We start from the raw sequence: 22,217 nt of genomic DNA on the forward strand, positions 1-22,217 counted from the left end.
CAGATATTAGTTTTATCTTTTACAAGGAGCCGTCTCTGACGTTTTAATCTCTAAAGCCTCCCTTATGAGGAGGTTTGGAGGGGCTAATTCGCTGCGCTCGTCAAACAGCAAATCCTGTTTAACGCTGCGTTACGCTGAATTTCTTAACGCTCACCAGCTGAGGCGAAAAGATTAGCTTCGGCTATGAAATATTTTTGAGCTCTTCATAATACGAACTCTTCTTATTTTAATGCGGTTGCCCTGAAAGAACATTACAGCAACATACTTTTTTAAAACCGAAAAAAACTTACTATTTTAATAATTCCACATATTTTTCGTATTTTTGCAGTCCTAAAAATTTAGAAACATGTTACGAATTGCTATACAAACCAAAGGACGTTTGCACGAAGAAACAATGTCCTTACTTTCAGAGTCGGGAATCAAACTTGAACAGAGTAAACGTTTACTGTTAATCCCTTCGCGTAATTTTCCGATAGAAGTCCTGTTTCTTAGGGACGATGACATCCCCCAGTCGGTAGCCGACGGCGTAGCCGATATCGGCATTGTAGGCGAAAATGAATATGCCGAGAAGAAAAAGGATGTGAAAGTGGTAAAGCGGTTAGGATTCAGCAAGTGCCGCCTCTCGTTGGCAATACCCAAGGAAATAGATTATAAAAGTACGGCATGGCTCAATGGTAAAGTTATAGCTACCTCCTACCCCGAAATCCTTAACGATTTTCTGAAAAGCAAGGATGTAAAAGCTGATATACATGTAATCACAGGTTCGGTAGAGATTGCTCCGGGAATAGGACTGGCAGATGCCATATTTGATATAGTAAGCTCAGGCAGCACGCTTGTTACCAATCATCTGAAAGAGGTAGAGGTAGTGATGCAATCGGAAGCAATAATGATTGCCAATAAAAACATAACGGACGAAAAACAAGCTATATTGAATGAGTTGCTATTCCGTATGGAAGCCGTTCAGATAGCGGAAGGCAAGAAATACGTACTGATGAACGTCCCCACCGAAAATTTGGATGAAATAATCGAGATTTTACCCGGAATGAAAAGCCCTACTATAATGCCATTGGCAAAGGAAGGATGGAGTTCGCTGCATGTGGTAATAGCAGAAAAACTATTTTGGGATATTATCGGAAAACTAAAAGCATTGGGCGCAGAGAGTATTCTGGTAATGCCTATCGAAAAGATGATATTGTAATCTCTCCAAACTTTAGCATAAGAAGAGACGACCATTGGCGCAAGTTTAGTGTAGCGTAACTTGTGTTAACAACAAATGCGGTTTTGAACACTGCAAAAAATATTAGCACAAGTCACAGACTTGCGCTAAATATGGGTTAGCTTTACAATTCAACTATTTTGCTGCTTAGCGTTTACACACTACTACTATGAGTTTCTCACTCTGTATAGACCAAGGTAATTCGAGGACAAAAATTGGTGTTTTTGAACAAGATAACTTAATCGAAAGTCAGACTTTCGATTATTTTAGTTTTGAAGATATCGGTGCACTTTTTCATAAATACCGTGATTTATCTACTATCTTTTCGACAGTGGTAAAGCCCGACGAAAAAGTAATCGCTTATTTAAAAGAGAAAAGCCTTAGTTTCATTGAGCTTACGCACGAAACCAAAGTACCTATCAACAATCAATATAAAACGCCTGAAACTTTGGGTAAAGACCGCTTGGCCGGAGTTGTAGGAGCCTCATTTTTAAAGCCCCATACAGATATATTAGTAGTGGATATAGGCTCGGCTATAACTTTCGACTTTATTGATTCAACCGGAGTTTACCGGGGCGGCAATATCTCGCCCGGAATAGGAATCCGCTTAAGAGGGCTACATGAGTTTACTCAAAAATTACCATTGGTTGAAGCCAAGCAGACAAACGAATTATTAGGCAGCGACACGCAATCGGCAATACTTTCGGGAGTGATGTATGGCATTGTTTTCGAGATAGATGGATATATCGACGAATTGAGAAAAGAACATCCTTTGCTTTCAACTTTTTTAACAGGAGGTAGCACATTTTACTTTGTAAATAAGCTAAAAAATGCCATCTTTGCAAACGAAAATTTAATATTAACTGGGCTTAACCGCATCCTTCTGTATAATGCACAAAAATAAGGTACTTTTAATCATTCTCATTGCTATTATTTCTATTCCTGTTGCAACAAGCCAAAATAACACAAACTCGCCATACACCCGTTTCGGATTCGGAGAAATAAGTGACAATACCTCGGGAGAGCAACGCGCTATGGGAGGGGTAGCAATAGGAGCACGGTCGAAAAGCCGGATTAATGTTGTCAATCCTGCCTCGTACAGCATGAGCGACAGCCTTACGTTTATGATGGACTTAGGAGTATCGGCACTTGCTTCGCGGTTTTCTGACGAAAATTCAAATAAAAAAACCAGCTTTAACGGTAATCTGGAATATCTGACCCTACAGTTCCGCCTGTTCAAAGGAGTAGGAATAAGTGCGGGTATATTGCCCTATTCTTTTGCCGGCTACAATTTTTATACAAGCGACTCTATTGCCATGCCCGGATTTGAAGGGGATGATGTTGAGCAAATAAAATATACAACCCGATTCAACGGGACTGGAGGAATCAGTCAGGTTTATTTAGGCTTGTCCGCTGATTTGTTCAACCATTTCTCCGTAGGTGCAAATATGTATTACATGTTTGGCAGTTACGATAATATCAGGGTGCTGAATTATAATAATACAAGCTACCAATCGGCTACCCAAACAAATTCCATAACGGCCAATCATCTGCGTTTCCGCTTTGGAGTTCAGTTTTACAATACATTTGCCGAAAAACATGACGTAACCATAGGGGCAATATACGAACCTAAAATGCTTCTGAAAGCGGATGCCCAACAAACAAATATTTCGCATTTCGAGACGGTAAAGGATCTTACAAACAGCTTTGACCTGCCGCAAATGTTCGGAGCAGGGTTGTATTACAAGTATGACAATAAACTTTCGGTAGGAGTGGATTACACCCTGCACCAGTGGAAAGATGCTTTATACTTCGGGCAACGCGATAGCCTTGCGAATAGCTCGAAACTGGCCTTAGGATTTGAGTATCAGCCAAATTACCGTAGCCGCAAATATGGGGAAAGAATCATGTACCGTTTCGGGGTAAACACGAATAATCCATATTATAAATTAGAGGGCGAAAATGCAGGACTAAACTTTGGTATAACTTTTGGTATTGGTTTACCATTACCAAGCAGCAGCCGTACAATGTTGAACATGACATTTGAATACGGCAAGGTGGGAGCCTATAAAAGCAAGCTGAATGAGGACTATTTCAAATTCACATTTAACTTTGCCCTTGCCGAAACATGGTTCTTCAAACGGAAACTTTAAAAAGAATACGACAAGAATATTATAAGTAAAAACACATAAAGGAAAAGATAAAGATGAAAAAATTTGCAATTATTTTAATTAGCCTTTTTGCACTCGCCAACATTGTGAAAGCTCAGGATGAGGTTTCGGAACAATGTAAGATAAACTTAAGTTTATTCAACGAGTCGGCAAAAAACAAGCAATATGCAGATGCATATGGACCTTGGAAAGCAACCTACGATGAATGTCCCAGTGCCAACAGGGCTATCTATACCAGAGGTCGTGAAATACTACACTGGAAACTTTCGCAAGCTAAAACGCCCGAAGATTATAAGCAAACTTTTGACTTGCTGATGCAAATGTATGACAAACGAATCCAGTATTTCGGATCGGACTCGCGCTACCCTACCCCTTGGATATTAGGGCTGAAAGCGTTGGATTATGCTACCTTTGTAAAAGGCGACGAGCTGAAAAAACAAGCATATGACTGGATGGCTGAATCAATCAACGGTTTGGGTACAAGCACCGATTTGAACGTATTGAGCCAATACATCGTATTATCTAACGGACTGTACAAAGCGGATGCGGAACAACATGGAGAAAAATTCATTGCCGATTATCTGAAGGTAAACGACATTATGGAGCAACTTATTGCCGACCCTAACAATAAGAACAAACAAATATCTGAGCAAATAAAACAGTCATTAGACCAAATCTTTGTTCAAAGCGGTGCGGCCGAATGTTCTACCCTTGATAAAGTTTACGGAGAAAAGGTGAAACAAAACCTGACTAACCTTGAGTATCTGAATACTGTAATGTCGTTCTACCGCATGGTTGGATGTACCGAGCAAGATGTGTACTTTGCTGCTGCAGTAGCTGCACACGAGATACAACCTACCGCTGAATCGGCAAACGGATGTGCACAGATGTCGTACAAAAAAGGTGATTTCAACAAGGCTATCGAATACTATCAGGAAGCCACTAATCTGGAAAAAGACAATATAGAAAAAGCTGAATATCAATATAAGATAGCTCAAATATATTATAGCGAACTCAATAACTATCCACGTTCGCGCCAGTTTGCATTAAAATCGCTTGAATACAATCCTAAAAACGGCAAAGCTTATTTGCTTATCGGTGTAATGTATGCAAACTCGAAAGATATCTATGACGACCCCGTGTTAGGAAAAAGTGTATATTGGGTTGCTGTTGACAAATTTGTAAGAGCTAAACAAGCGGATGCTAATCTTGCTCCGGATGCAGACAAAATGATTCGTACTTACAGCAACTATTTCCCAACAAAAGAAGAAGTATTCTTTAGCAAGGATATGAATGAGGGAGAATCGTTCACTGTAGGTGGATGGATAAATGAAAAAACTACCGTGCGTGTAGCAAAGTAAAATAACTACTTTTGAGATTGTAAAACTTGAAAATAGCACGTAAAAATATAAACGGCATAATAACCACTGTTTCAGTAGTTATTATGCTGTTTCTTATAATGGCAACTTCGTGTGGACGAAAAAAGACCGAAGTTATCGGAGCTGTGGGCGACCGCAAACAGATTGCAAGGCTCCATGCAAACGAAATCACAACCATAATATCCGATTCGGGTATTACCCGCTACCGTATCTCGGCTCCGGTATGGGATATTTTTGATAAAGCAGAGCCGTCGTATTGGGAATTTCCGGAAGGAATACATCTGGAACGTTTCGATTTAGACCTGAACGTGGATGCCAATATACACAGTAATTACGCCAAATACTTCGACAAACAGGAGCTGTGGGAGCTTCGCGGTGAAGTTGACGCTACAAACCTTGAGGGCGAACGGTTTGAAACTGAAAGGCTGTATTGGGATCAGAAGAAAGAACGAATCCACTCCGACACAATCGTAAAAGTTACAGATGTATCCGGAGCTATTATGTATGGAGATGATTTTGTTTCAAATCAATCTTTATCCAAATATAGTTTCAAAAATGGACGAGGAAGTATCGCTGTAAAAGAAGACGAAGAAGAAAAATAGTTTTAAAGTGCCAATATACTACTCAGCACTATACCTACTACTGTAGCCAGCAATATCCAGAGCGGTAAATAAATCCTTACCTGATATAAAAATCCTTTTGTAGTAGTTTGATTCCCCCCCTTGTCAAGCTCTAAAGAATAAGACTTTTTAGAATAAAAGTATTTCAGTACGGCGTAACAAAGCAAAGCCGAAAACACCCCCACCAAAGTACCTCCTACAATATCAAACGGATAGTGCACGCCTAAGTAGATACGTGAATAAGCGGTTAAAGCAGCCCATACGAAAAGCATTATAGAGTATATCTTTCTCCTGAAAAGCAAGGAGCAAAAAAGGGCAAGCCCAAACGCATTAGCGGCGTGCGACGAAACAAAACCATACATCCCTCCCCTATAACCATTCACGATATGCACCATCCCCTCCAAAGCAGGATTGTGCGTAGGGCGTGGACGCTCAACTAAATTTTTGATAATACCGGAAGATATTTGGTCGGCAAGAACAATACAGACAACCAACGAAAGTATAATCCATAAAGACTGCTTTTTCCAGTTGACAATGATAACATACAGCAATGCGCAGTAAAAAGGCACCCAAACCCACTTATCGCTGAAGACATACATAAATCCATCAAAAAATGCGGAATGTATTCCGTTCAGGAACAAAAAAACATTGGTATCAAGTGTATTTAAGATGTCAATCATATATAAGAGGTGAAAGGGAAAAGGTGAAAGCTGAAAGTGCTTCTAGCTTTATATTTTCTATCCATATTTGGCGCAAGTCTGTGACTCGTGGCTATGTATTTTGCAGTTTAAAAACTGCATCTATTTTCGGCATAAGTTACGCTACGCTAAACTTGCACCAATAATTGAAAGGGTGATAAGGTAACCGCATCAAAATTACATTCTAATCCCCATCCGATATTGCTCTTTCGTCCTCAAGCCGGACTGGCTTTTACTTTTTCCTATAGCTGAAAAAGTAAGCAAAAAAGCCACCGCTACACCTGCTTCGCTAAAATTCAGCTACACTACGCTACAGGCTTTGAAACTCCTCGCTTNACAGGCTTTGAAACTCCTCGCTACGCTCGTCAAACAGCAAATCCTGTTTAACGCTGCATTACACTGAATTTCTTAACGCTCACCAGCTGAGGCGGAAAGATTAGCTACGGCTACGAAAGAATAAAATAGCAATTCATCCTATATTTGGCGCAAGTCTGTGACTTGTGACTATGTATTTTGCAGTTTAAAAACTGCTTCTATTTTCGGCACAAGTTACGCTACGCTAAACTTGCGCCAGTAATTATCTTTTTTTGAACGCAAATTATGCAAATTTTATTTTTTGTAACTTACTTCATTTCAACAAAATAAGATTTACGTAAATTTGTGTTTATCTGCGTAGTTTCTTGGCAAGCCAAGCGAAGTATCAAGCGGCGTTCTCTTTCCTTTTGGGACATTCCCTTTATACTCCCTATATTTGTTCTATCTGGCGATTTTCAACCCAACCAATACGTCCGTCTCCAATCAGAATTTCACTCCATTCTCCCAAGTGGCTCTTTATACTTACTTTTGTTCCTTCATGAAGTTCGAACAAGTCAGTGCCGCTCCGGTCGGGCGAACTTTTGACAGTAATAATGCCAACCATTACAATGGCATCGTTATGATTCTGAAAGTGATTTTTACGCACTATAGAGAAAACTAATGAAAATGCACTTATTACCAATACTACCAGTGTAATAGTGAACGAACTTTTTCTCAGGCTTCGTGATTTTCCGAACACAAATAATAATACCCCTACCAAACACAGCACAAAAAGCCCCCAGCTAAAATACAACCATTGATTGGATGTATAGCGGTTTATAAGGTTCTGTATCCACCGTTTTACGAAAAAAGTTTCTGTAGCGGTTATATTATCAATTACCTTTGTTTCGGCCAGCTTCAGGTTGAAACGCGCATCCTCAAAACGGGGATTCAAGCGAAGCGCGCGTTCATAATTAAGTATGGATAGCCCCAATTCGTTTGCTTTGAAATAAGCATTTCCCAAGTTATAATATAACTCCGGAGCCACCCCCTCGTCGGTCAAAACACGCTCGTAATAATCAGCAGCTTGCCTGAACTCTCCCTGAGTATAAAGTGCATTTGCACGTTGCAGGTTGGTGGTATCCTGCTGTGCCAAAACCGAAGTTAAACCAACTGTTATTAATAAGAAAGATATTAATATGCGTTTCATAGGATTCAATTCTTTTTAATCTGTTCTTCTAAAGTGCTTATTACCTGAACCGTTTCATCAAACAAATTACCCATCTCCTGCTGTCCGGTATTAGGGGCATAACGGGCAAATTCACAAGTATTTAATATCTGCATCAACTGGGCTACCAACTCTTGGCTCACACTATTCCGGTTCAGTTCCGATTCAATGCGGTCTTTCGTAAGCGAAGCCACAGGTATCGACAGTTTATCACTCAGATATGTCCACACCGCTTTCAGCACCTCATCATAAAATTGGTCTTTTTTACCTTCACTAAGCAGTTTCTGAGCATATTTCAACCGCTTTCGTGCTATTTTATTAGCTTTTTTATTTTTTACCAGATGAGCGTTCGCATTTTCTTTAGCCTGCCGGCTCAGTACAATAAACAGCAGGAGGCAAATAGCAAGCGGAATTAAATACATCAACCACGAAGTTAATGAACCGATACGGGGTTCTTCCTCCGGCACTATTTTATAATTATTTGTCTGAATATACCGAATATCACTGGCCAACTGCTTAACATCTTCTTTTCCTACATAGCTGTCTACTACGGTAGTTTCTCCGGGAACGTTCTCGGCTTTCAGCACATTCAATTTATACGATGGAGTACGCAGGGTTTTATAAGATTTGGATTGAATATCAAAATAACAGAACTCGACAGAGGGTATCTCAAATTCGCCTGAATAACGGGGGATAAACAGGTATTCAACCGTTTTTTTACCATTCACGCCCGAAGCCGACACTTTGAAATCGTTCGTTACTTTAGGGTCATATTGCTCAAAGCTATCAGGAAGTTTCACTACCGGATTTTTTATCATGCGCATGTTTCCCGCACCTTCAATAGCAATTTTCATGGTGACGGCTTCATTTGCCTTTATCTCCTGCGTCGAAATAGAGGAGTTCATCGTAAAACGCCCTACACTACCTCCGAAAGCCATTGGCTTATTAGCTGTAGGAAGCTCATTTACATTTATCTTTACTCCCGGAGCTGTTACATTTCTCGAAACATTGGTATAAGTATCAAAAAAACTGTCGAAAATACTACGCCGCGGGCTTGTATTCTCTACCCGTATAATCACTTCAAAATCAGTTTTTTCAATATCGATAGTTCCGGCACGCTGGGGAAACAGTACAGTTTGATATAAATCTACCGTAGCATAATTACGGCCGTTGTAATTTTCTAATTGTAGTTGAGGCTGTATCTCCAAATCGTTTTTCATGAAGCCTTTAAAATCGGGCATTTTTTTTACCGAAAAATTCACAACATCAAGCGTAGAATATAGCCGATAAGTCATCAGGATAGCTTCCTGCTCATACACATTGGTTTTGGAAACTATGGTGCGGATAAAAAGATTCTCGTTAGATATGGCGGTATTGTCCGATTGATTTTGCGACCGGCTTTGTTGCCCCTGTCCTCCCTGGTTTTGTTGCTGTGGAGCATCGGGAGGAAGCACTTGAATACTCAATCCATTGGAGGTATGTTTTTGGCTCTTAACCGTTATGCTTGCCGAAGGTATAGTGAAAGTTCCCGTATTTTTTGCCAACAAGGTATAGGTATATTTATAAGATACGCTTGATGTTTGCTTACCATTAATAAAGCTAAAGCTGGAAGAACTCGACTCAAAAGGGCCTGCAAGTATGTCAAAATCGGTAATTTCAGGGAGCCTGAAATCTTTCCCCTTTGCATTTACGGTAAAGGAAATCTGAAAAGGCCTGTCCAATATTACCTGCGAGGGGCCGGAAGCCTGAAACGTTACAGGCTCGTCTGCAGCGCCAACGCCCCAAACTACTGAAAATAATAAGAAAAAGACTAACAGACTATTATGCAGACTTTGTCGTTTAAACAGATTTTGACTTTTGCGACTTATCAAACTTAATGTATTTGTCATTATTTTCAATTTTCGAAATTTCATGATTCAGATTATCACTTTCTTTTCAAATTTAATCACTGAAAGGTAGATTCGTCAGTATCAAACACTTACAAGTATTCTATTAAATTAATGTTATATTATAGTAAACAAGTAGATAAGAATTTTAGGAGAAAGTACTTTTGCCTTTAAACTTTTACCTTTTACCTCTGTAACTTGTAACTAAAATTACCAATCCTTCTCTACTTTTCGCGAACTCTTAGCTTTTTGTTTCTTCACCTTTTCCTGTGTTTCCTTCTCATCGTCAAGCAAAGCATCTAATATTTGCTGTGCATTTTCCTGCGACATTTGTGCGTCTTGCTGCTGTTGATTCTGCTGATTTTGGTCTTGGTTCTTATTTTGCTGGTCTTGCTTATCCTCGTCTTGTTGTCCTTGGTCTTGCTTATCTTGGTTGTCTTGTTTGTCCTGTTTGTCCTGACTATCGTCCTTATTATCTTTGTCTTGTTGGTTATCTTGGTTTTGTTGTTGCTGTTCCTGATTTTTCAGCAACTCCTGAGCAAAAGCCAGATTGTATCGTGTATCATCATCCGCAGGGTTATTTTTCAATGCCATTTTATATGCTTCAATACTTTGCGGTATTTGTCCTCCTGTAAGCAGGGAATTTCCTATATTATGATAAGCCGCAGCTAATTTCTTCTTGTCGGTAGGGTTCTGAGCCAACGAACTCATGTATTGTTTCATAGCATCTTCATACTTTTCCTGACGAAACAAGGCATTTCCTAAATTAAAATTTGCCTCGAACGATTGGGAATTTTTCTGCAATCCTTTTCTATACTCAACCTCTGCGTCAGTATATTTCTCTTCGTTATACAATTTATTACCGGCACGAACATCCTTACTTTCTTTCTGAGCAAGTAAAGAAAACGTTATAAACATCAATGATAATATAAAAACGAGTTTTTTCATATCCAATAATATCATCCCAATTCTAAAAAAACAAATATATGACCTCTAACTTAATAGGAACATGTAAAAAATTAGTAACTCAAAACCTTATTTCCATAAAAACAACCTTAGTAATATCAAGAAACTCTATCTCTCAAACCTTATTACCTTATTTATAAGCTAATAAGGTGCTTGTGTTATTACATTCGGGTTACTAAGGTTAAAAACAAAAATAAGGTTACAATTTCCGATATTGAAAATTTATCACTTTTTTCAAATCCTTATTTACTTATTTTATCTTTTAAGTCGAAAATCTTTATTTTCGACAGTTTTTTATTCTTACGGTAAAAGATAAAAAAGTCGGCAATCAATAAAAACAATGCAAAGAATGCAAAAGATTGGTATTGCTCGTTGTGAGTGGTAAAAACTTTCGACTCTATCTCCGACTTTGCCAACTTATCAAGTTCACTGCCAATAGCCCGTACTGCCGTATTTGTATTATCAGCGCGTACGTAAGTTCCTTTTCCTGCTTTGGCTATTTCGCGGCACATCTCTTCATTAAGCCTCGACACTACAACATTGTCGTTGCGGTCTTTCCTGAAACTCATCGTGCCTGGTATAGGAATAGGCGACCCTTCGGGACGTCCCATCCCAATCACGTTCACCGCAATGCCACTCTCGGCAGCCAGTTTTGCAGCCCCGATAGCATCATCTTCATGGTTTTCTCCATCGGTGATAACTATAATTGAACGTCCCGACTCATTGGGCTGACCAAAAGACTTAATAGCCAAGTCAATGGCTGTACCAATGGCTGTTCCCTGACGCGAAACAATCTGCGTATTGATAGTAGACATAAACATTTTAGCCGAAACATAATCGACCGTAATAGGCAACTGGACAAACGCATCTCCGGCAAAAACAATCAGCCCTATTTTATCATTTTCCATGTTATCAACCAGTTGCGATACCATTTGTTTGGCTTTTTCCAACCGGTTAGGCTTAATATCTTCGGCCAGCATCGAGTTCGATACGTCTAACGCAATCATTACTTCGATTCCCTGCCTTTTTACCGTTTCTTCTTTCGACCCAAATTGAGGTTGTGCCAGCACCACAATAATCAACACCAATGCAAGCAGTTGTATATAAAATTTGACATGGGGACGTATCCGGGAAACATTCGGCATAAGCCCTTCGAGCAGCTCGGGGTTACCAAGCTTCTTTATATTACGCTTCCTTCTTATACCGGAATAGATAAACACCCCTATAAGTATAGGAACGAGTATCAGTAAAAACAAATATTCTGGCGATGCAAATCGAAACATATATTTAAATAGTTACAAGAAATTTAGTTACAAATCTTATTATCTGACAATAAAAAAACACGTCATCAATAATTTTTTATCAAATACTTAGAAAAACCTTTTACCGTATTACGGATTTGACTTTAAAACCGTATTTCGCAGTAAAATTTCCAAAGCTAAAAATACTAATGCCAACAAAGCAAATATATGGTAGGCTTCTTCTTTTTTACTAAACTCCCTTACACGGATTTTTGATTTTTCCAGTTCGTCAATCTGTTGATAAATCGTACGAAGCGTGTTATTATCTGTAGCTCTGAAATAAACACCTCCTGTCATCTGGGCTATTTCCTTCAACGGCTCTTCGTCAAAAGTGGAATCAACCATCTGGTAGCGTGTACCAAGCGGAGTTTGGTAAGGAACTCTTATTTCGCCATGCGAACCAACTCCAATAGTATAAACACGGACTCCGAATGTCTGCGCTATTTCTCCTGCAGTAGTAGGAGTTATATCACCCCTGTTGTTAGAACCATCGGTCAGCAAAATAATAACTTTCGACTTAGCCGGGCCATCTTTTATCCGCGCTACAGCATTTGCCAGCCCAAGCCCGATAGCAGTACCATCCTCAATCATACCAAAGGTTACGGCGTTGAACAGGTTTATCAGCACAGCATGGTCGGTAGTAAGCGGGCACTGTGTAAAACTCTCGCCTGCAAAAACCACCAAGCCCATATTGTCATTCGGGCGCGACTTGATAAATTCAATTCCCAAAGCCTTTGCTGCCTCCAACCGGTTCGGTTTAAAATCGGGCAGCTCCATCGAGCCGGAAATATCAAGCGCCATCATTATATCAATACCTTCGGTATTCTCTGTTTTCCAACTATCTGATTTTTGCGGACGGGCAATAGCTATAATTATAAATGTGATGGATAGCACCCTCAAGGCAAAGGGTAAATGCCTGAGCCTTATCTTTAATGTTTTAGAATATTGCTTTAAATCCTGATGCGACGATATTTGCAAACTTGCATCGGATTTTTGCATCTCCCATACATACCAAAATATGATGGGAATCAGCACCAACAAAAATAATAAGTATTCCGGATTGTGAAATGTCATATCAAGTCGTTACAAGTAATTTAGTTACAAGTTACAAGTCCTGTTTTTTTATAATTAGTTTATTTTTTTTCAGCCTCAGCAACGTCCTCCTTTGGGGAATTTATGGGGCTGGTTTCTTCTTCCTGCTTAGTTTCCTCCACAAACAGGAAAGCATCTTTCAGGCTGCGTTCATTTTCTTCATTCTGCGGATTCCATTTTGCAAATTTAACCAAATCTGATATCTGCAACATTTTTGTCAACCTCTCATAAGCATCTTTCTGCTCTTTTTTTATAAAGCGCAGCGTATCCAATATCTCATCCGAAGTCATCTCCATTGCGTTAATCTCAAAAACTCCCGCAATATAAGTTCTCATTACATCAGTCAGTTCCGTATAATACTCTTTCAAACGTCCCTGCTGCCAGATTTTTTCGTCTTTAATTTTGTTCAACGCATTCAGGGCAACAATATGAGGCGGAAGTTCAGGCTCCGTATTCACCGGTTCGAACACAGGCTTTTTCTGTATGTATTTCCGTATAAGAATATACAACCCGATAGCCAGCGCTACAATCAGCATTACCAATAATACTATCTTAAAAAAGCCTGCCCAATCAAATTTTGGCTTGTACACAGGCTTTATGTCTGTTATTGAGTTCTCTTCCAAATCGAGCTCGAAAGGCTGTACTACTTTAAGAGAAACGGGATTTGACCAAATTGTATCACCGTCTGCTACAAAAGGGAATGGCGGAATAAACAAGAGTGAATCCTGAAAAGCTGTAACTACATACTTCTGCTTCACTACAATGTACCCGTCCGATGAACGGACTGAATCCACCTTAGCAGGCTCCACAATATCCAGCCCTCCGGGTATCTGCTCGCTGAAAACAGGAAAAGACACGTATTGTTCGGGCTGTTGGGTTACCTCGAATGTAAGCGGGGTTTGCTCTCCAATCCATATCAAAGTAGAATCGATACGTGCTTCGACTGAAAGTTTCTGCGCACTCAACGATAAAGCCGAGCAAGAAATCAGTAACAGAAGAAAAAGCCGCCTTATAGGCTTCAAACTTCTATAAATGAATGTACCTGATAATTCCAAATGATTATATTGTTTTATATTCATTTTTTTGAATAACACATTTTTTAGTTTACCCTTATGATATTATTTAAAGGGGGATATTCTGAAAAAAACAAAAGATAACTCTGCTACGCCCTTTGCCGGAATAGCTTCATCAGTACTTTTACAAAATCCTCAGAAGTCGACATCGACACCCAGTCGACCCCTGCTTTTGTAAAGGTCTTTTGCAGTTCCAGTTGCTTCTCGCCAAAGTTGTTGCGATAGGCTGTACGCAGACGACGGTCCGATGTATCAACCCATATACGCTCTCCCGTTTCAGCATCTTTCAGTTTAAGAAGCCCTACATTGGGAAGCTCCGCCTCGCGGATATCATATACCTGAATTGAAACGACATCGTGCTTGCGGTTGGCTATCTGCAATTCCTTTTCAAAGCCTTTGTCGATAAAGTCGGAAATAAGAAATGCTGTCGACCGTTTACGGATTACATTGGTAAAATACTTCAACGCACCTGCAATATCAGTTTTATTGCTCTCAGGCTCAAAGTCGATAAGCTCGCGTATGATGTGAAGCACATGTTTTCTCCCTTTCTGAGGTGGAATAAACTTCTCTATCTTATCCGAAAAAAATATCACACCTACCTTATCGTTGTTTTGTATAGTAGAGAAAGCCAATGTCGCTGCTATTTCAGTAAATATGTCCTTCTTCATTTTGGACACTGTACCAAAATCGCGGCTACCCGAAACATCAATAAGCAACATCACCGTCAGCTCACGCTCTTCCTCAAAAACTTTAACGTACGGATGCCCAAAACGAGCCGTAACATTCCAGTCGATAGACCGCACATCGTCGCCAACCTGATACCCACGTACTTCGGCAAAGGTCATACCCAAGCCCTTAAAAGCAGAGTGATATTCTCCGGCAAAGATATTCTGAGACAAACCTTTTGTTTTTATCTCAATCTTACGTACTTGTTTCAATAATTCGCTGGTTTCCACAAACTCAAGTTAAATTGGTTGAATTGTTGAGCCGCTAAATTGCTGAATTGCAAAAAAAACGTCTCAACGGTTTATCAATTTTCCGGCAATTAAGCGTTAAGGCACTTCAACTGCATTAAGTATCTCTGTGATAATCTCGTCCGAAGTCATATTATTAGCCTCAGCTTCATAGCTCAGCCCAATACGGTGGCGCAACACATCGTAGCATACTGCACGCACATCCTCTGGTATCACATACCCACGACGCTTGATAAACGCATAAGCACGGGCAGCTAATGCCAAATTGATAGAGGCACGCGGAGATGCTCCGTACGAAATCATATCTTGCAAGAAATCCAGTCCGTAATCCTGTGGGAAACGGGTAGCAAAAACAATGTCGACAATATAACGTTCAATTTTCTCGTCGATATACACTTCACGTACCACATCGCGTGCTGCGATTATATCCTGAGGCGAAAGCACGGGAGTTACCGATGGTTTAACCTTCTCGATATTTTGGCGAATGATTAGTTTTTCTTCTTCTTTTTGCGGATAGTTAATCACCACTTTCAGCATAAAACGGTCTACCTGTGCTTCGGGCAGTGGATATGTACCTTCCTGCTCTATAGGGTTTTGAGTTGCCAATACCAAGAAAGGCTCTTCCAGTTTATAGGTTTTTTCTCCTATTGTGACCTGACGCTCCTGCATGGCTTCGAGCAAGGCACTTTGCACTTTAGCCGGAGCACGGTTTATCTCGTCGGCAAGGATGAAATTGACAAAGATAGGTCCTTTTTTAATTTTAAACTCTTCTGTTTTCTGACTGTAAATCATAGTTCCGACCACATCGGCAGGAAGTAAATCGGGAGTAAACTGAATGCGGCTAAAATCGGCCTTAATCAAATCGGACAATGTTTTTATTGCCAGAGTTTTAGCTAATCCCGGTACACCTTCGAGCAGGATATGACCATCTGATAGCAAACCAATCAATAAAGAATCGACCAAATGTTTCTGACCTACAATAACTTTGTTCATTCCCATAGTCAGTGCATCTACAAAAGCACTTTGCTTCTCAATGCGCTCATTAAGTTCACGAATATCAACGGATTGATTCATATATAATAAGTTATAATTTTAAAATATGATTATTGCTTTTTATTTTTCTAAAAACACAACTACAAATATAAAGCTAATTTGATACGAAAAAACATCAGTTTAATATCTATTAACCTGATTTTACATTATTAAGGGGGAGTTTTTGGCGTTTTAGCCCTAAAAAGTTACGAAAAAAAAGTCTTGCATATAATTACGCAAGACTTCTCGATTTACAGAATATTATTTTTTATACAAAGTGGCTAATTCATCAGCTCGCTGAAATGCATACTCACTATTCAAATCAACAAGTATGTGATCCATCATCGGGATTTTTATTTCAGTACCTACGGCTACTACATCGGGATCGGGGATTTTATCTTTGTTTATTTCATAAATATAAACCCAAAACTGCGGAGCACCATAATACTTATCTGCCAAACGTGCAATACTACTCTTTTCTCCCAATTCTTCAACTGCTGCAATTTCCAGATTATCAAACCTTTTATTGAATGCTTCTTCAAACTGGCTCATGTTACCTGCTTGCACAGTCGGAGCAGTAGAAGCAGCCGGAGTAGTTTTTGTAGAAAGAAACTGGTCTATATCTACTCTGGGGGAATTTATGTTGTAAGAATGAGGATTACGTCCCAATACTTTCACATCTATCCACCGCCTCACGGGTTTGTTGTACGAGTAAAGAACATAAACACCTCCAAACAGCAATACTAAAAACAATAAGAACCAAACCCAAACCCGTCCTTTTCTTTTAGGTTCATTATCTGAGTTCCCAACATTAGCCTTTTTACTCTCAACCTTCTTATCCGTACTCATATTATCCTTATTAACCTTTTTTTCTACAATAGTTTGTTGTTTTTCTTCTTCGCCATCTGATGGCATAGATTTTATTTCAGAAAGCAAGTCTTTTATTTCCACAGCCTGCTCGGTAAGCGAAGCCAAAGGAACCGGTTCATCCGCTACAGGGCGGCTATCTTGCTCTTTATCCCCCTCACTATCATCCAGCACAACTGTCTCTAAATGGGCGAAAGGTTTATTTACAAGTTCTTTCAATTCTTTATCCGGCGAAAAAATCACTTTATAATATCCATCAATCACAATATCCTCGCCTGTCTGCACATTCACACTCTTACGGGGAGCAATCCAGTTAAGCTTAAAAGTCCCAAGGTCTTTCACCTTTACAACATCATTTGCAAGCAATGCGTCTTCGATAGAGCTGATGAATGCTTTGAAAAACTCATCTGCCAAAACTTTCGTAATATCTGCTTTTGCTGCAAGGGCATCAATAACTTCTTGTGCTGATATTTTATCTTTATTCATGTGGCAATTCTTTTAACTTGTCTTTCAAAATATTACTTTGCTTGAAGCTAACTACCAACTTTGGCGGAACCAGCGTACGGACTTGCGTAGCCGGATGTACCGAAATCCGCTCTTCTTTTTTCTTCACTTCCATATTGCCAAATCCCTGAAGGCCGATTGTAGTGCCGGCTGATAAATGTTCTACAAAAATTGACACCGTATCGCCGAGCAGTTTTTCAACCTCTGCTTTCGGCATATCCAATTTTGCAGCAATACTATTAGTTAGTTCCTTATGATTCATAATAATTTTTTATTTCATCAATTTAGCTTTTGGCAGTCAGTTATTAGCTTTCAGTCTCGCCTGTTCACTATAGACTGTAGGCATTAATGCTTCAAAAATAAATATATTATTTTAACAAACAAGGGTTTAACGCTATTTTTTAAACACCATACAGGTCAAAATCGGTAGCATCTACAACTTTTGTATCATAAAAGCTCCCTATACTTACATTCTGAGTATCCGAAGGAATCAGAACCTCCATGTCCACTTCGGGCGAATCAAACTCAGTCCGTCCGATATAATAGTCACCGTCTAAGCGATCTATCATAACCTTAAACTGTTTACCTATTTTCTTCTGATTAATATTAAACGAAATTTCCTGCTGAATGTTCATTATATCAGCCACACGTTGGTCTTTTACCTCCTGTGGGATATTATCTTCGTAATGCTTATAAGCGTATGTTCCTTCTTCGTTCGAAAAGGCAAAAGCCCCCAGACGCTCAAAACGCACTTTACGGATAAACTCCTTCATTTCCTCTACATCATCTTCTGTTTCGCCCGGATGCCCCAGCAGCATGGTAGTTCTTAAATGGATTCCGGGTACTTCCTCCCGCATCCGTTGCAACAAATCATAAGTTTCCTGCTTGGTTATATTTCTTCGCATCATTTTCAGCATATTATCGCTAATGTGCTGCAATGCTATATCCATGTACTTACACACATTGTCGCGCTCACGCATCACGTCTAACACATCATAGGGGAAACGGGCAGGATAAGCATAATGCAACCGAATCCACTCTACACCCGATATATCAGAAATACGGCGCACCAAATCGGCCAATTTCAGCTCCTTATAACTGTCGAGCCCATAATAAGACAAGTCCTGAGCTATCAACTGAAACTCTTTAACACCCTTAGCTACAAGGAGTTTAACTTCAGCTTCAATATCTTCTAACGAGCGTGAACGGTTTCGCCCTGTTATGATAGGTATGGCACAATAGGAGCAAGTACGGTTGCACCCTTCCGAAATTTTAATGTAGGCATAATGCGGTGGAGTGGTCAGCGTGCGCTCCAAACGCAAATCGGCGCGGTATTCACACCCTAAATCAGTGAGTATATTGGTGAAATTAAATTTCCCGTAATACTGGTCTACTTCGGGTATTTCAAGGCTGAGTTCTTTCAGATAACGCTCCGAAAGACAACCCATTACAAACAATTTCTTTATCTTATTTTCCTTACGCAGCTCGGCCAGTTGCAAGATAGTATTGATACTTTCCTCTTTAGCATCGCCGATAAAGCCACAGGTATTTACAATTACTATTTCGCCGTCAGGCTCTTCCGCGTCGTGCCTCACCTTATATCCCAATGCCTCGAACTGCCTCAACAACTGCTCCGAATCAACCAAATTCTTCGAACAACCAAGGGTTATTATATCAACAAGTGCAGCCCCTCCATCCCTCCCCACAGGGGAGGCCTTCAATGATTTACCCAAGGGCTTATTATTCTGCATAGTATAACTTTCAAACAAAAAAATCCGTATTCATCAACGTAACTTACTTTCCTCTCTGCCTGATTAAAAGTATAAAAAAATGATTAGTTACTTTTAACTAAACAGCGATTCCACAAACTCATTTTTATCAAACACCTGCAAATCCTCCATCTTTTCGCCCAAGCCAATGTATTTTACAGGAATCTTGAATTGGTCTGAAATACCGATTACAACACCACCCTTGGCTGTTCCGTCGAGCTTTGTCACAGCAAGGGCATTTACATCTGTCGCCTTGGTAAATTGCTTAGCCTGCTCAAAGGCATTTTGCCCTGTGGAGCCATCCAAAACCAACAATATCTCATGCGGTGCGTCAGGAATAATCTTTTGCATCACATTCTTTATCTTGGTAAGCTCATTCATCAGGTTTACTTTATTGTGCAAGCGTCCGGCAGTATCAATAATGACCACATCCGCATCGTTAGCTTTGGCTGACGACACTGCATCATAGGCTACCGAAGCAGGGTCAGACCCCATTTTTTGTTTTACCACAGGCACTCCTACCCTTTCGCCCCAAATAACAAGCTGGTCTACAGCAGCAGCACGGAAAGTATCGGCCGCACCCAAGTAAACTTTTTTACCGGCTTTCTTAAACTGGTAAGCAAGTTTTCCTATAGTTGTGGTCTTTCCTACCCCGTTCACACCCACCACCATAATTACATATGGTTTTTTAGGAAGCGGAGCATCAAAGTCCAATGGCGCATCAGTATTATTCTCGGCAAGCAAGCTCGCTATCTCCTCTTTCAAGATACTATTCAGTTCGGAAGTATTCAGATACTTATCCTTTGCCACACGCTCCTCAATACGCTCAATAATTCGCAAAGTAGTTTCAACACCTACGTCCGAAGTCACCAATACTTCTTCCAAATTATCAAGCACATCATCATCAACCTTCGACTTACCCGCTACAGCACGCGAAAGTTTCGAGAAAACACTCTCTTTGGTTTTATTCAAACCCTTGTCAAGCGTTTCTTTTTTCTCTTTATTAAAAAAGTTGAAAATACCCATTTAAATTTATTTTTTATAACTGTATTCTTTCATTATTCACTAAAACAACACAGTGAACAACAAAAATCACAATTCTTTTTTTAAAACGAATAAAACTAAATATTTAACACACAAAGTTAAGATATTTTTTTAAGTTTCGGGCAAAAAAAATCCTCTCATTTTGATAATGAGAGGATTTTATATCTGAACAAAATATCTTATTTTGCTAAATGCTCTTTCACTTTGTCGTTATGAACCATTTCTTCCTGAAATGAATAAGCGCCTGTTTTTGGTGATTTTACCATTTTAATCACTTTTGCAAACGCACGACCTTCTCCTTTTTGAAGTGATGCTACCGCCTTCTTTGCCATGATTCAATCGTTTTTATTTTATTTCTTTATGTACTGTTACTTTTCTAAGGATAGGGTTGTATTTTTTCAACTCTAAACGTTCAGGAGTGTTTTTCCTGTTTTTCATAGTCACATAGCGTGATGTACCCGGCATGCCACTTGTTTTATGCTCAGTGCATTCCAATATCACCTGTATTCTTGCGTCTTTTGATTTCTTAGCCATGATATAAATCTCCTAATTTTTATACGTATAAATACCCTTTTTCAGCTGCTTGTTTCAGCGCTGCGTTTAAACCTATTTTATTGACGGTACGTAATCCTGCAGCAGAAATATTCAGGCTAATCCAGGTATCTTGTTCTACCCAATAAAACTTTTTACGGAACAAATTTACATCAAACGTTCTTTTAGTGCGACGTTTTGAGTGTGAAACATTGTTTCCTACCATTGCTTTTTTTCCGGTAATCTGACAAATCTTTGACATCTCAGTATATCTTTATATTCGTGTATATTATTTTCTAAAAACAGTGTGCAAAATTATAACTTTTTTTTCATCCACACAAATAAATCACTTATTAATATTTATTTTTTTATAAACAACCCCAATGAGCCAGAGTGAATTGGAATAACACAGAACAAAATGGAATAAATTGAACAACGAGCATTACTCATCTATCGCTCTATACATCCTTACTCTTTTGTTGCTGAGATTCACAAATAAGCAACATCCTCATCATTGAAACTCTTTAGCACAAAACACTTTCAGCCCTGCAGGCACAACACGCACCCTTACTTCTTTTCCTTCGTCAAAGGGCTCTCCATCCAGATGCGAAGGCATATCATGCGTCGCCTTTATAGTCAAATCGCCCGTTTGCCATGTAGTGATGTATTTATCGTTCCCTATTTTCTTAGTATAAAGTTTGAATGCAAGCCAAAGCGCAGGAAAAAAACGGACTTCTTTCAGCACAACAACATTAAACAAACCGTCTTTCAATGACGCTTTGGGGGCAACATAAGCTGCGTTTCCCCATTGCGAAGCATTCGCAACAGTAACCATAAAAGCCTCCATTTCAACGTTTTTCTCCTCTGAAACAATCTGATATTTACGTGGCTTATACGAAAAGAAACCGATGATTATCTTGCGCAGGTAACTGAAAAAACCCCGCTGCTTTACTTTGCAAAACTCCATGCTGATGTGAGCATCAAACCCAATCCCGCTTGTACAAAAAAACGGAGTTTCATTTATCAGACAATAATCAATGGCCGAAACTTTTGATTTATTCAGCTGCTTTATAGCCCTTATAGTACTTAGCGACACATGCAGATGCCGCGCAAGCCCATTTCCCGAACCGGTAGGAATAATCCCCAACGCTGTATCCGTATGCCGCAGGGCACAAGCTATTTCATTAACCGTACCATCTCCACCTACCGCCACAACACAGTCATATCCTTTTTCTGCAAAACTTTTCGCTATCTCGGTAGCATGGCCTGCATATTGCGTAAAAACAACCTCATAGTCAAAAAGCTCCGAATCCAGATAGTTCCGAATCAACGACGGTATTTTATCTTTATGAAAAATTCCGGAAATGGGGTTAATTATAAAAGCGATCCTTTTCTTCATTCTTTCCCTCTTTTACTCTCTCTGTTTTCTAATACCTTAGAGATTGTTTAAATTTTCCACAAAGAAGCTATTATAATTTTACATATGTCTTTTTCGCAATAATTTATGTCCTTTTTTCGTGACACGAAGTTGAGCGTAGCTAAATTTCACCTCTCATTTTACTCATTTAGCCC

The 22,217-nt window shown here is 39.5% G+C and carries 22 protein-coding genes; 5 read left to right on the forward strand and 17 right to left on the reverse strand.

Annotated elements, in window-relative coordinates:
* Positions 1–346 precede the first annotated feature (346 nt).
* From hisG to lptC, 5 genes are all read left to right on the forward strand, one after another.
* Positions 347–1,198 carry an ATP phosphoribosyltransferase gene (gene hisG / locus D0T49_RS11255; RefSeq protein WP_163631451.1) on the forward strand — a complete coding sequence of 284 codons (852 nt, stop codon included), beginning with the start codon at positions 347–349 and terminating at the stop codon, positions 1,196–1,198.
* Positions 1,199–1,385: 187 nt separating this feature from the next.
* Positions 1,386–2,120 (forward strand): type III pantothenate kinase, encoded by a 735-nt coding sequence (locus D0T49_RS11260; RefSeq protein WP_163631454.1) that lies wholly within the window; start codon positions 1,386–1,388, stop codon positions 2,118–2,120.
* Complete coding sequence (locus D0T49_RS11265; RefSeq protein ID WP_163631457.1) at positions 2,107–3,369, forward strand: hypothetical protein; 1,263 nt, start codon at positions 2,107–2,109, stop codon at positions 3,367–3,369. The genes D0T49_RS11260 and D0T49_RS11265 overlap by 14 nt, the downstream gene beginning before the upstream one ends.
* A 53-nt stretch (positions 3,370–3,422) precedes the next feature.
* Positions 3,423–4,748 carry a hypothetical protein gene (locus tag D0T49_RS11270; protein WP_163631460.1) on the forward strand — a complete coding sequence of 442 codons (1,326 nt, stop codon included), beginning with the start codon at positions 3,423–3,425 and terminating at the stop codon, positions 4,746–4,748.
* 26 nt (positions 4,749–4,774) lie between these two features.
* A complete protein-coding gene (gene lptC / locus D0T49_RS11275; RefSeq protein WP_163631463.1) occupies positions 4,775–5,368 on the forward strand; it encodes an LPS export ABC transporter periplasmic protein LptC in 594 nt (197 codons plus the stop codon).
* 2 nt (positions 5,369–5,370) lie between these two features.
* On the opposite strand, the gene D0T49_RS11280 is transcribed toward lptC, so the two are convergent.
* The 17 genes from D0T49_RS11280 to D0T49_RS11360 form a co-directional block, all read right to left on the reverse strand.
* Entirely contained in the window at positions 5,371–6,066 is a 696-nt protein-coding gene (locus tag D0T49_RS11280; protein ID WP_163631466.1) for a phosphatase PAP2 family protein, read from the reverse strand.
* Between the two features lie 763 nt (positions 6,067–6,829).
* The gene (locus D0T49_RS11285) at positions 6,830–7,588 is read right to left on the reverse strand and encodes a tetratricopeptide repeat protein (protein ID WP_163631469.1); all 759 of its coding nucleotides are present in this window, start codon (positions 7,586–7,588) and stop codon (positions 6,830–6,832) included.
* 5 nt (positions 7,589–7,593) lie between these two features.
* A complete protein-coding gene (locus D0T49_RS11290) occupies positions 7,594–9,495 on the reverse strand; it encodes a BatD family protein (protein WP_163631472.1) in 1,902 nt (633 codons plus the stop codon).
* Between the two features lie 207 nt (positions 9,496–9,702).
* A complete protein-coding gene (locus tag D0T49_RS11295; RefSeq protein ID WP_163631474.1) occupies positions 9,703–10,440 on the reverse strand; it encodes a tetratricopeptide repeat protein in 738 nt (245 codons plus the stop codon).
* 260 nt (positions 10,441–10,700) lie between these two features.
* On the reverse strand, positions 10,701–11,741 hold the full coding sequence (locus D0T49_RS11300) for a VWA domain-containing protein (RefSeq protein WP_163631477.1): 1,041 nt from the start codon (positions 11,739–11,741) through the stop codon (positions 10,701–10,703).
* Positions 11,742–11,849: 108 nt separating this feature from the next.
* The gene (locus D0T49_RS11305) at positions 11,850–12,833 is read right to left on the reverse strand and encodes a VWA domain-containing protein (protein WP_163631480.1); all 984 of its coding nucleotides are present in this window, start codon (positions 12,831–12,833) and stop codon (positions 11,850–11,852) included.
* Positions 12,834–12,892: 59 nt separating this feature from the next.
* Positions 12,893–13,930 (reverse strand): BatD family protein, encoded by a 1,038-nt coding sequence (locus tag D0T49_RS11310; protein ID WP_163631483.1) that lies wholly within the window; start codon positions 13,928–13,930, stop codon positions 12,893–12,895.
* Between the two features lie 83 nt (positions 13,931–14,013).
* Positions 14,014–14,880, reverse strand: a complete 867-nt coding sequence (locus D0T49_RS11315; protein ID WP_163631486.1) for a DUF58 domain-containing protein — start codon at positions 14,878–14,880, stop codon at positions 14,014–14,016.
* Between the two features lie 96 nt (positions 14,881–14,976).
* On the reverse strand, positions 14,977–15,972 hold the full coding sequence (locus D0T49_RS11320; protein ID WP_163631489.1) for a MoxR family ATPase: 996 nt from the start codon (positions 15,970–15,972) through the stop codon (positions 14,977–14,979).
* Positions 15,973–16,191: 219 nt separating this feature from the next.
* Positions 16,192–17,283 (reverse strand): HU family DNA-binding protein, encoded by a 1,092-nt coding sequence (locus D0T49_RS11325; RefSeq protein WP_163631493.1) that lies wholly within the window; start codon positions 17,281–17,283, stop codon positions 16,192–16,194.
* A complete protein-coding gene (locus D0T49_RS11330) occupies positions 17,276–17,563 on the reverse strand; it encodes an HU family DNA-binding protein (RefSeq protein ID WP_163631496.1) in 288 nt (95 codons plus the stop codon). The genes D0T49_RS11325 and D0T49_RS11330 overlap by 8 nt, the downstream gene beginning before the upstream one ends.
* A 139-nt stretch (positions 17,564–17,702) precedes the next feature.
* Positions 17,703–19,052 (reverse strand): 30S ribosomal protein S12 methylthiotransferase RimO, encoded by a 1,350-nt coding sequence (rimO, locus tag D0T49_RS11335; RefSeq protein WP_163631499.1) that lies wholly within the window; start codon positions 19,050–19,052, stop codon positions 17,703–17,705.
* Positions 19,053–19,145: 93 nt separating this feature from the next.
* Positions 19,146–20,096 carry a signal recognition particle-docking protein FtsY gene (gene ftsY / locus D0T49_RS11340; RefSeq protein WP_163631501.1) on the reverse strand — a complete coding sequence of 317 codons (951 nt, stop codon included), beginning with the start codon at positions 20,094–20,096 and terminating at the stop codon, positions 19,146–19,148.
* Between the two features lie 197 nt (positions 20,097–20,293).
* Positions 20,294–20,446, reverse strand: coding sequence for a DUF4295 domain-containing protein (locus tag D0T49_RS11345; protein WP_163631504.1), 153 nt, complete (start codon positions 20,444–20,446; stop codon positions 20,294–20,296).
* 13 nt (positions 20,447–20,459) lie between these two features.
* Positions 20,460–20,648: a 50S ribosomal protein L33 gene (gene rpmG / locus D0T49_RS11350; RefSeq protein ID WP_163631507.1), complete on the reverse strand. Its 189-nt coding sequence runs from the start codon at positions 20,646–20,648 to the stop codon at positions 20,460–20,462.
* Between the two features lie 19 nt (positions 20,649–20,667).
* Positions 20,668–20,907, reverse strand: coding sequence for a 50S ribosomal protein L28 (rpmB, locus tag D0T49_RS11355; RefSeq protein WP_163631510.1), 240 nt, complete (start codon positions 20,905–20,907; stop codon positions 20,668–20,670).
* Between the two features lie 249 nt (positions 20,908–21,156).
* Positions 21,157–22,044 carry a diacylglycerol kinase family protein gene (locus tag D0T49_RS11360; RefSeq protein WP_163631513.1) on the reverse strand — a complete coding sequence of 296 codons (888 nt, stop codon included), beginning with the start codon at positions 22,042–22,044 and terminating at the stop codon, positions 21,157–21,159.
* Between the last annotated feature and the right edge of the window lie 173 nt (positions 22,045–22,217).

The sequence above is a fragment of the Paludibacter sp. 221 genome, assembly GCF_010501035.1.
Taxonomy (GTDB): domain Bacteria; phylum Bacteroidota; class Bacteroidia; order Bacteroidales; family Paludibacteraceae; genus QVMH01.

What these genes read in the sequence shown, in the direction of transcription:
- D0T49_RS11320 (WP_163631489.1), bottom strand. Translation starts at nt 15,972, where the DNA reads ATGAATCAATCCGTTGATATTCGTGAACTTAATGAGCGCATTGAGAAG.
- rpmG (WP_163631507.1), bottom strand. Translation starts at nt 20,648, where the DNA reads ATGGCTAAGAAATCAAAAGACGCAAGAATACAGGTGATATTGGAATGC.
- D0T49_RS11310 (WP_163631483.1), bottom strand. Translation starts at nt 13,930, where the DNA reads ATGAATATAAAACAATATAATCATTTGGAATTATCAGGTACATTCATT.
- hisG (WP_163631451.1), top strand. Translation starts at nt 347, where the DNA reads ATGTTACGAATTGCTATACAAACCAAAGGACGTTTGCACGAAGAAACA.
- D0T49_RS11345 (WP_163631504.1), bottom strand. Translation starts at nt 20,446, where the DNA reads ATGGCAAAGAAGGCGGTAGCATCACTTCAAAAAGGAGAAGGTCGTGCG.
- D0T49_RS11360 (WP_163631513.1), bottom strand. Translation starts at nt 22,044, where the DNA reads ATGAAGAAAAGGATCGCTTTTATAATTAACCCCATTTCCGGAATTTTT.
- D0T49_RS11305 (WP_163631480.1), bottom strand. Translation starts at nt 12,833, where the DNA reads ATGACATTTCACAATCCGGAATACTTATTATTTTTGTTGGTGCTGATT.
- D0T49_RS11270 (WP_163631460.1), top strand. Translation starts at nt 3,423, where the DNA reads ATGAAAAAATTTGCAATTATTTTAATTAGCCTTTTTGCACTCGCCAAC.
- D0T49_RS11290 (WP_163631472.1), bottom strand. Translation starts at nt 9,495, where the DNA reads ATGACAAATACATTAAGTTTGATAAGTCGCAAAAGTCAAAATCTGTTT.
- D0T49_RS11280 (WP_163631466.1), bottom strand. Translation starts at nt 6,066, where the DNA reads ATGATTGACATCTTAAATACACTTGATACCAATGTTTTTTTGTTCCTG.
- D0T49_RS11300 (WP_163631477.1), bottom strand. Translation starts at nt 11,741, where the DNA reads ATGTTTCGATTTGCATCGCCAGAATATTTGTTTTTACTGATACTCGTT.
- D0T49_RS11260 (WP_163631454.1), top strand. Translation starts at nt 1,386, where the DNA reads ATGAGTTTCTCACTCTGTATAGACCAAGGTAATTCGAGGACAAAAATT.
- D0T49_RS11330 (WP_163631496.1), bottom strand. Translation starts at nt 17,563, where the DNA reads ATGAATCATAAGGAACTAACTAATAGTATTGCTGCAAAATTGGATATG.
- D0T49_RS11295 (WP_163631474.1), bottom strand. Translation starts at nt 10,440, where the DNA reads ATGAAAAAACTCGTTTTTATATTATCATTGATGTTTATAACGTTTTCT.
- rpmB (WP_163631510.1), bottom strand. Translation starts at nt 20,907, where the DNA reads ATGTCAAAGATTTGTCAGATTACCGGAAAAAAAGCAATGGTAGGAAAC.
- ftsY (WP_163631501.1), bottom strand. Translation starts at nt 20,096, where the DNA reads ATGGGTATTTTCAACTTTTTTAATAAAGAGAAAAAAGAAACGCTTGAC.
- D0T49_RS11265 (WP_163631457.1), top strand. Translation starts at nt 2,107, where the DNA reads ATGCACAAAAATAAGGTACTTTTAATCATTCTCATTGCTATTATTTCT.
- D0T49_RS11285 (WP_163631469.1), bottom strand. Translation starts at nt 7,588, where the DNA reads ATGAAACGCATATTAATATCTTTCTTATTAATAACAGTTGGTTTAACT.
- D0T49_RS11325 (WP_163631493.1), bottom strand. Translation starts at nt 17,283, where the DNA reads ATGAATAAAGATAAAATATCAGCACAAGAAGTTATTGATGCCCTTGCA.
- rimO (WP_163631499.1), bottom strand. Translation starts at nt 19,052, where the DNA reads ATGCAGAATAATAAGCCCTTGGGTAAATCATTGAAGGCCTCCCCTGTG.